Annotated in this window: 3 protein-coding genes and 1 pseudogene; all 4 read right to left on the reverse strand. The window is 40.0% G+C overall.

The window, feature by feature from the left end:
• Positions 1 to 7: 7 nt before the first annotated feature.
• On the reverse strand, positions 8 to 3,124 hold the full coding sequence (locus HMPREF9010_RS11335; protein WP_008649259.1) for a SusC/RagA family TonB-linked outer membrane protein: 3,117 nt from the start codon (positions 3,122 to 3,124) through the stop codon (positions 8 to 10).
• A 32-nt stretch (positions 3,125 to 3,156) separates the two neighbouring features.
• A complete protein-coding gene (locus HMPREF9010_RS11330) occupies positions 3,157 to 4,911 on the reverse strand; it encodes a RagB/SusD family nutrient uptake outer membrane protein (protein WP_032852701.1) in 1,755 nt (584 codons plus the stop codon).
• A 4-nt stretch (positions 4,912 to 4,915) separates the two neighbouring features.
• Complete coding sequence (locus HMPREF9010_RS11325; protein ID WP_008649263.1) at positions 4,916 to 7,723, reverse strand: SusC/RagA family TonB-linked outer membrane protein; 2,808 nt, start codon at positions 7,721 to 7,723, stop codon at positions 4,916 to 4,918.
• A 33-nt stretch (positions 7,724 to 7,756) separates the two neighbouring features.
• Positions 7,757 to 8,365, reverse strand: a pseudogene (locus HMPREF9010_RS11320) (glutaminase domain-containing protein); the annotation flags it as partial.
• Positions 8,366 to 8,709: the final 344 nt, after the last annotated feature.

An 8,709-nucleotide genomic window follows, 5' to 3' on the forward strand; every position in this document is an offset into this window, starting at 1 on the left:
TCAAACATTAGAAATTCAGGTTGATACCAAAATTTATTACTTTTTGTTGTGGATAGAATTGTCCATTACTATTGTTCGATGATTCAGGATCTACCTTCTTTACGTTATCCCATGTAAAGAGATTGTAGGCATTCGCATATACTCTAAGTGAACGTACTCCGAATTTTTTCAATAGTTTGCGAGGTATAGTGTAACCTAACTGAATGTTTTTCAGACGCAAGTATTTGGAGTCTTTCAACCAATAGTCAGATTTATAATAATTAGGATGCGCGGCAGTAGCTGCCTTAGTGAAACGTGGGTACGTTGCTGTTGCTGCTGTTTCCGGTGTCCATCTTCCGATATGCTCTTCGTAATAATTACCCCAGAAATTATCCCATGCAATATCCTGTTGCAGATAGATGGATGAACGGGCAGCTCCCTGAAGCAATATACTAAAATCAATTCCTTTCCAGTTCAAACCGGCAGCAAGAGAGAAAGTCATTTCAGGGACCGGATTATAGCCGATAGGAGCTTGGTCGTTAGAATCGATCACTCCATCATGATTCAAGTCTTTATATTTAATATCTCCAGGTCGGCTTACTTGTCCGAATTGAACGGGAGAACTTGCTACGTCTTCATAAGAGCTAAAGAAACCGTCGGAAATATAGCCGATAAACTGCCCGATGGGATTTCCCGTTTGTGACATATAAGCATAGGGTTTTACAGATTCACTTTTCTCTACAATTTCATTGTGTGCATATCCATAAATCCCTTTTATAGAATATCCGAAATCTCCTTTTTGATCTTGATAGCCTATTTCCAAATCATATCCCTGATTTGTTACGACACCATAGTTTATGGGAGCCAATCCGTTTGAACCGGCTGCTTGAGAATATCTTTCCGGTTCACATAGGATATTACTACGACGTTCTTTAAAAAAGTCGATACTGGCAGATATTTTATCTTTCAGCCATTTGGTCTCAAGTCCTAAGTTATATTTCCGTGCAACTTCCCATGTGATATTTTCATTGGCGCTTTTTCCTTGAATCAGACCTTTAATCGCAGGATTATGTGTCTCTCCAAAAGTGTAGCCTAGTCCTTCATCGTATCCTGAACGATAATAGTAAGAGAAACCTCCCAGCTTGTCATTACCAACTTCACCATAAGAGAAGCGTAGTTTAGTAAAACTTAAGATAGGGTTTTCTTTAAAGAAAGGTTCGTTAGTCAGTACCCATCCCACTGATGCTGCAGGAAAGAGCTGATAACGGTGTCCTTCCGCGAAACGGTTTGAGCCGTTATAGCCTGCGTTAACTTCGAATAGATAGCGATTCTCATAATCATAGTTAACACGTCCTACTAAAGCCTGATAGATATGAGGTACATAAGAATAGCGTCCACCGGGAGTGGAAGTATAACTCATATTATAAAGTACCAATCCAGATATATTATGTCTGGAGAAGGATTGCTTATAACGAACTGCCGCTTCAGCATACTTCCGATGTGTAGCTGCCGTTTTATTGGTGGCTTTTGTTGGCAACACCATTTCAAGTCCTTGTTTATAAGTCCCGTTTACAGGATTATATTGATAGATATTGGGACGCTGCTGTATGCTTCGGTTATTGCTCCAGCCTGCATCGTAAGAGAATTTTCCGTCTATACTTAATCCTTTTAACAGTTTTCTTAGGTTATATTTAAAAGCAAAATCTGTCTCAAGTTTGTTATTGAAATTAAGAAAAAATCCTGAATAGCATAATGTCACGAGTGGATTCTGTCTCCATATACCATCGGCGGCGGCATAAGTTCCATTCGCATTTAAGATTGGGAATGCTTGAGGAGAATTGCGGTAGAACATGCCGAACAGACGCAGTGCTTCCTGTCCGTCAGCATCATAGCCATAGGGGCGGTTCTGACTTCCGAAACGATAAGCAAGATTCACGGATACCTTGAAATCTTCAGTTAGGTTGATATCGATATTCGAACGAGTGGTGAGCCTACTGTACTTATATTCCGAATTATAACCTTCTTTGTATAAGCCTTTTGCTACATCGGGCGAGGCTGCTAAAAGAGTTTGTATTGTCTCATGCTCTTTAATTTTGTCTACGTCTGTCTCAAACATACCGGTTTGAGTGAAGTATCCCACAGAGACGAAGTAACGTACTGTTTTATTTCCGCCCGATAGGTTTACATTGTATTTCTGTTGGAGACCATTTTTCGTAAACATATCTACAAAGTCATTGTCCGGGTGTGTAAACGGACTTTTCTGGGTACGATATAGATAGTTGTCATATTCTGACAGGAAAAGGCCGCGAGTATTACCGGTATCGGAAGGGTCAAAGCCATCATTGATAGCACCCTCACGCATGAATCTTGAAACGGATTCTGAATTTAGGGTTTGGGATATGCGATTGAAGGAAGTAACACCAAATTCAGATGAGAAAGAAATTTGAGTTTCTCCTTCACGACCTCTCCGGGTAGTTACCAATATCACACCATTGGCTCCTCGTACACCGTATACGGCTGTTGCAGAAGCATCCTTTAACACGGAGATAGTTTCAATATCATCAGGGTCGATTTGCGCCATAGGTCGTTCTACCCCGTCAATCAGTACTAAGGGGCTAGAGTCGTTCAATGAAGCACGACCACGAACAAACATCGTAGCCTGATCACCGCCGGGACGTCCGCTCTCTTGTCGGGTTACTAGTCCCGGGATGCGGCCACCTAAAGCGTTTGTGACACTTGATACAGGCATGCTTTTCAAGTCTTCAGTTCCGACATTAGAAATTGAACCGGTCAGAGATACTTTTTTCTGTGTTCCATATCCCACCACAACAACTTCATCTAATTGTGCAATGTCTTCTTCCAAGGTGACATTGATAAAAGGATGATTCTTTTTTATGGCAATAGATTGTTCTATAAAGCCGATCATTGAGATAAGAAGTGTTTGCTCTGCTTCGTTGGACAATGTAAGAGTAAATTTGCCATCCAAACCAGTCACTATTCCATTATTAGTCCCTTTCTGAAGGACAGTAGCGCCAATCATCTCCATTCCTTGGGCATCTTTAACAATTCCGCTAACTTTGGTTTGTGCACAGACATGCCAGATGGAGCTGGTTAAGCATATGAATAATATTATTATCTTTTTCATGTTTTCTATCTATTAAATAGTTTTGATGCCCGTTACCAACCTGGATTCTGTTGGATGGAAGGGCTTTCCTTGATTACTTTCAGAGGAATAGGATGATAATACATGTAATCTTTAAAATTGCGTGCTTCATCTACTGTAATGCGTGTATAATGAAGCCCGGAAGCATTTTCTTCTACTTTCATTCCGATAATAGGTTCTTTAAGTTGATTGTCATCCATCCAACGTCGCAAATCGAAGTAACGATGTTCTTCAAAACAGAGTTCGATACGGCGTTCTTGCTTCACTTTTTCCATAAAGTTGTTATCTGTCACCCCATTAAGAAATTTATCATTTGTTCCGAATCCGGCTCTGGTACGTATTTTTTGTACGGCTTCTATTGCTGTCAAACCATAGCCTTCTGGATCCGCACTCATACCGTAAGCGTGGTGCATGGCTTCTGCGTAGGAAAGTAGGATATCAGATAAGCGAATCATCGGGAATAAGTGGAAAACGGTACCCACATTGGCCTGTCCGAAGTTCAGTGTTTTGTCCAGGAATTTAGCTAAGTAATATCCCGTATTGGTCGAACGGTTCTTCACTTGGTTGAGTCCGTCTATGGTTGTGTTATCACTAATTCGCGTATAAATGGTATTCTTTCCATAAACCGAACCGTCATATCCGATAATTGCTGCCAAACGCGGGTCTCTGTTAGTATACATGCTTGCACCGTCAGAAGAATGGGTATAATCGCTTCCATCTTTCATGGTAAATGCATCGATCAATTGCTGTGAAGGTACTGTACCTCCTCCCTGATCTTTTGAGATTGTAGGGGGATAATGTCTGTTTTCCAGACCATTGTCCTTAGCAGCTGTATAGAATAGGATATATTCCGGATTAGGATTGGCATTGATAAAGATCTTGTCGTACGTTTTAGCAGCAGTAAGAGCTATCAGATTATATTTTTTATTTCCATTCGGAGATATTGTTCCGTCTGCATTTAGATTGATTACATCTGCACAAGCTTTGGCTGCAAGTTTCCAACGTTCCGTCACATCCGAGCCGTCAGTATAGCCTAGTAGTGGATCGTTATTATCTGTTCTGTTGTAGAGTGGGCTTGCAGCATAGAGTAATGTCTTGGCTTTAATAGCAAGTGCCATTCCTCTAGTCATACGGCCATAAGAACCATTTCCACCTTCCGGATCAACTTTCAATACAGCGGCAGCACTCTCACATAACTGTACGATGTGATTGACGCAGTCTTTGAAAGAGTCTCTTGCCTTTGTCTGCAGTTCAGGATCGTCGACTTTGTAAATACGATCGACAATAGGAAAGCCTCCGTAGTGTCTTAACAGGTTAAACTCAAATAAGGCTTGTAAACATTCAGTTTCCGCACAATAGGTATCTTTAAATGCCTGGATGTCTTCTTCTGTCTTATTTTGTAACACCAAGTCAGCCTCACGCAAATACTTGCGGGCAAAAATGGCTTGTTGAATTCCCTTGTATGACTTATTCCAACATTCTTCAATCGGATTTGAAGAAGTGACATACCCACGAGACAACTTATGAATATCCGAATCTATGATTGTACTTATTCCATCATTGGTGGCTGCATCTAAAAAGGCATTTCCTACGTGGTTGAAGCCTTCGGGAATATATGCATACACCTGATTAATCGGTTTCAGATAGTTCTGTTCATTCGTAAAAATATCATCAGGCTGGGCCCAGTCATAGGGCATATCATCCAGATAATCACAACCGGAAAATGTTAGTGTTGCGCTTATTGCCAAATAAATTATCGATTTTTTCATGCTATCAGAATTTTAAGGAACAACCTATACTCATGTTTCTCGTCAAAGGAGCTGCCAGTGAAGGAGCTTCAGGATCAACCCATTTATATTTTGTCCAGGTAATCAGATTCGTTCCGCTAAGGAAAAGCCTCAATCCCTTAAGATGGATTTTCTGTATCATTTTTGTAGGAAAGTCATAGGCAACTTCCAGTGTTTTTAATCTTAAGAAATCAGCATCTTTCACATTTAATGTACTTATCTGCCTGTTATTAAGATTGGCATTGTCCAGTGTTGTTAAACGTGGGAATGTTGCATTCTGGTGTTCGGGTGTCCAGTAATCAAGTTGATGCTCAAATATGGTTCCGTTATCTGTGAAAGGATTCATCACAATGTCCGAATATTGACGAGAGACTTTTGCGGCTCCCTGAAATAATGCGGTGATCGAAAATCCTTTGTAGCCGACTCCTAAGTTAATACCATACATGATTCTGGGAATGTCTCCGTAACCGATAGGTACCATATCGTTTACATCAATCTGTCCGTCTTTGTTTATATCTTCATAACGTACATCACCTGGTTGGACATCAGAGAATGTTTGTACAGGGGAGGCTGCTATTTCTTCCCAAGAATTGAAAAAGCCTTTTGCAATGTATCCTCGATTTTCTCCTAAAGGCCGTCCCTGATTCTTCAACCATTCGTATGGCTGATCTACTTCACCGTTTGCAATCAGTTCATTCGTAGAATAAGAGAATGTACCACCTATGAAATAGCTCCAGTCTGCAATATTTGAATTCCACATGGCAGATAAGTCTACTCCATGGCTATTGATTTTGCCTATATTCTGCTTAAATTCCTTTACATTGCCGACAAGAGAACTGATTTTGTTATTTACTACATACATATCATGACGGTTGTCTTTAAAAAATTCTGCCGTAACAGATAACCGGTCTGAAAATAGTCGGGTATCTATTCCGATATTCAGAATTCTAGCTTTCTCCCAAGTCAATCCGGGATTTGGAAGTATATCCTGAATGTATCCTCCAAGCTTTGTTCCCATGTTTACCCCTGTGATATAGACTTCGTTTTGCGGCCACATACGTCCCCTGTAATAAAAGGCGTCTACGCCGGATGAGTTGCCGACTTGTCCATAAGATGCTTTTAGCTTCAGGTAGGGCACTATTTTTTTTGCATCTTTCCAGAAAGATTCGTTAGAAACAGTCCATCCGGCAGATACTGTAGGGAAGAAACCGAATTTGTGTCCTGGACCAAATTTGTGAGATCCCTGATAAGCTCCGATAACATCGATGCCATATCTTTTATCATAATTATAGCCGAACCAACCATTTGCGCTTTGGAATCGGGTTGGCAATACCATTTCATCATTGCTTTCATATTGTTCATAGAAAGCTAAAGCCGAAACTCCATGTTTTCCAAAGGTACGGTTATAATCTAATTGAGCCACGATACCGGTCCGGCGGAAAGAACTGGTATTATCTACCTTGTTTATCATCGAGTCATCTTCGCGGGTCCGGCGGAGAACATTCTCATTCGTCGCATCCTTTTCGTAATATGCGAAAGTTATTGTACGTCTGATAGAAGAAATTGTGCGTGAATCCATGGATAGAGCAACAGAAGCTTTTAATCCCTCTGTTATGAAGGAAAGATCCTGTGAGAGTTTTGTGCGGAAAGAACCATACAATTGTTTGTCCTGGAAGTAGCCGGAGCGATTTAGCATTGCCCATGGATTTTCACGGAATGCATTTCCTGCTACAATTTTCCCATCTTCTGCATTGATAACATTGCCGTATTGATCTGTATATCCTTGGTCATTGTACCATTCTGGGAAGATTCCTTGCGGTAATGTGACTAGATTTTTATAGATATTTTCGGCTCCGCTGCCAGGGCCATTCTGACTTTGATACCAGCCATACAGATTTACATCCAGTTGGGTAGTGCGAGTTACGGCAAAATCGATATTGGAACGGATATTAAACCGTTCGGCAGAGTGATTGGTATTATAATCATGTGAATCATCTGTATTGAAGTAGCCATTGTTACGAGTATACATTGCATTCACGAAATATGTACTTTTTTCTGTTCCTCCTTGGATATTAAGATTATAGCGTTGGCTCCATCGGATATCCTTTAAATATTTATCAGCCCAATCTACATTGGGATATAATATGGAATTAGGATCATTCTTAGCATAATTCATTATATCATAGTTCGAATACAGGGGATCCATATTGTCATTATGACGGGCTATGTTGTGCTGTCTTGCATAATCGGCTGCGTTTAATGAATTTAATTCTTTAAGTGGTTGTTGAGCTATAATTTGAGCTGTCAATTCAACCTGCGGTTTTCCCTTTGCTCCCTTACGAGTTGTAACCAGAATAGCTCCACTGCCTGCACGCATTCCATATAAGGCTGTTGCTGCAGCATCTTTCAATACGGTAATTGATTCTACTTCGTGTGATGACAAAACAGCAAAATCCCGTTCCTGTCCATCAACCAATACTAATACATCGGGCGAATTACTTCTTTGTCCTCTTATCCAGAATGAATTCTGTTCATTCACTAATCCACCACCTTGCACTTGTCGGGCAAAATAACCAGGTACCAGTCCGGCTAATACTGCCGAAAGATTTGTAACAGGTAGATTGCGTAACTGTTTACCCGAGATTGTGTAGGCTGAACCGTTATAATCTCCCATAGGGAGTACACGATATCCTAAATCCAAGGGTACATCTTCTTTGTTTTGGACATTTTGTGCCTGGCATATCAAATAGCCAGGAAGTAGCCCAACCAACAACATTTTCTTTAAGAACTTCATATGTACAATTTTTAAGTTAACGTCATAGTAATTTTATTGATTATTTTGAACTTTATCCATTAACACCTTCATCCAGTATCCTCCGATCACCGAACGGGCTCTGAAGCCTACCCATCTACCGCTGTCTGTATGGTGCCAGTCGCTGATAGGTACACGAGAGACTGTTTCATTGATATATTTATAGACAGGATCAGAGAATTTCTGGAAAGTTTCCTTATCTGATGACATAGCCGCCGTCCACATGATCCAGTCGGATTTTGTGTATTCTTTACGAGAGTCCAGAGGAAGCCCGTAAGGATTCTGCTTTGTCAAGTAATAGTTTATTTCTTTTCCGATTACATTGTTAGGAAATAAATTCAGGTTCCATAACTTATCCCAAACCATGTTATATTTTTGACTCCAAGTGTTCTTTCTGTCAAAAGCCAAACGGTAATGATCACCCTCATTCGCCATTTTTTCCCATTTCACTGCCATTTTCTTAGTTATAACAGCATATTTTTCAGCTACATCATTCAATCCGAGCATCCGAGCCATTTCGCTGTATCCGGCCACTCCCATGATAGCTTTTACAGAAAGATTGGCATTGTGTGCCCAATGTCCGGCGAAGTCATCTGTGCAAAGTTGGTTTTCCGGGTCCTGTCCAGACTAAACTGCCATTTATCAATTGTTTGAAATACAGATGATTATCTTTGCTCTGTATTGTCTTTGTGTTGTTATGGCTATTAAATAAAGTACAAAATTCTAACTTATGAGCAGACTTTTAATAAATAAAAAGTTAATGGATAAATGTAGTGGTAGTCTAAGATGAGAAATGGACTAATCTGAAAAAATGAATATTTTTCCTCTCTCTCTTTTCATTTATCCATGTAATTTCTTTTATGACATAAAAACTAGCAACATTTTAAGATATTAAAAATCAAATAGATTGAATAATTACTCTTGTTGAATGAATTCGACGTAAATAAAACTTTCTGGAATGATTTATC

It is taken from the genome of Bacteroides sp. 3_1_23, from assembly GCF_000162555.1.
Taxonomy (GTDB): domain Bacteria; phylum Bacteroidota; class Bacteroidia; order Bacteroidales; family Bacteroidaceae; genus Bacteroides; species Bacteroides ovatus.

Excerpts from the sequence above, each read along its gene's own strand:
- HMPREF9010_RS11325 (WP_008649263.1), bottom strand. The coding sequence starts at position 7,723 with ATGAAGTTCTTAAAGAAAATGTTGTTGGTTGGGCTACTTCCTGGCTAT.
- HMPREF9010_RS11330 (WP_032852701.1), bottom strand. The coding sequence starts at position 4,911 with ATGAAAAAATCGATAATTTATTTGGCAATAAGCGCAACACTAACATTT.
- HMPREF9010_RS11335 (WP_008649259.1), bottom strand. The coding sequence starts at position 3,124 with ATGAAAAAGATAATAATATTATTCATATGCTTAACCAGCTCCATCTGG.